Source organism: Brachyspira catarrhinii, from assembly GCF_005518285.1.
GTDB classification, from domain to species: Bacteria; Spirochaetota; Brachyspiria; order Brachyspirales; family Brachyspiraceae; genus Brachyspira; species Brachyspira catarrhinii.
Window position 1 is genome coordinate 1 of record NZ_SJDU01000593.1, and the last position, 1,021, is coordinate 1,021.

Sequence of the window (1,021 nt, forward strand, 5' to 3'; positions counted from 1 at the left end):
GTTTGTAGAATATAATAATTAATTTATACTTTAGCTCCATTTATATAAATAGTGCTTTCCGTATTATCATATTTACTATTATTAGGAAAAGCCTTAAGTAATTCTTTAATATGGTAGTCATAAAAATCTTTACTTTTTATGTATCTATATACTTCATTTTTTGCTGTTCCTAAATCTTCATATTGAGGTAATAATCTATCTCTTATTTGCCTAGCTTCGTCATCGGATAAACAATATATAGGATATGATGTTGTATAATAATTTCCTCTTTTATAATCATAATATTCATACTCTAATAATAATTGGTCATCTTTTACACTAATATTTGTATACATTTTATTCCTCCATAAAATAATCTTCAATTAAAATTATAACCTAATTATTTATTTTTGTTAACTAAAATTTTAATATAAACGGTCAAATTTTTCGCACAGCATAGCGGGATTATATGGTTGGCAAAGAGAATGCGATATTAACAATAAAGATACAAAGACGAAATATTGGAATGTCATAAATCGGGCTATAATAAAGAGATTATGTATTTTTATTTGAATAGGAATAGTTTTAGGGATATTGATATAAAAGTGGTGGATAAGTGGCATTTGGTAGCGGTGGGTTTTAAAAATGTGAGGTAAATTTGACTTTTTTATAAAAATAATATATAATTCATATTAGTTTAATTTAATTCAAATATGGGAAAATTTTATGATAAAAGAAGAGAAATATTTTAATGATGGATTAGATGCGTATAATAATAAAGATTATGAAAAAGCGAAAGATTTCTTCAGTAAACTTATAGATAAATCTTCAAATTCAGTTGATAATGCAAAATTAAGTGAAATATATTATATGCGTGGGATTTGCCATGCTCAAGAATATTCTATTGATGAAGCTTTAGCAGACTTTAATGAAGCGGAAAAACTAGGATTTGATAAATCTAAAATATATTGTGGTAGAGGTATTGCTTATACAGATAATGGAGAAAACGATAAAGCAATATCTAATTTTGATAAAGCTATAG

3 protein-coding genes are annotated in these 1,021 nt (G+C 24.9%); 2 read left to right on the forward strand and 1 reads right to left on the reverse strand.

Annotated features, from left to right (window positions below; translation table 11 throughout):
- Window positions 1-23: 23 nt before the first annotated feature.
- Window positions 24-335: a hypothetical protein gene (locus tag EZH24_RS12505; RefSeq protein ID WP_137999380.1), complete on the reverse strand. Its 312-nt coding sequence runs from the start codon at window positions 333-335 to the stop codon at window positions 24-26.
- A 165-nt stretch (window positions 336-500) separates the two neighbouring features.
- Between EZH24_RS12505 and EZH24_RS15350 the strand changes: the two genes are divergently transcribed.
- The gene (locus tag EZH24_RS15350) at window positions 501-635 is read left to right on the forward strand and encodes a hypothetical protein (protein ID WP_272897903.1); all 135 of its coding nucleotides are present in this window, start codon (window positions 501-503) and stop codon (window positions 633-635) included.
- A 70-nt stretch (window positions 636-705) separates the two neighbouring features.
- A partial coding sequence (locus EZH24_RS12510) for a tetratricopeptide repeat protein (RefSeq protein ID WP_419670465.1) occupies window positions 706-1,021 on the forward strand: 316 nt, incomplete at its 3' end.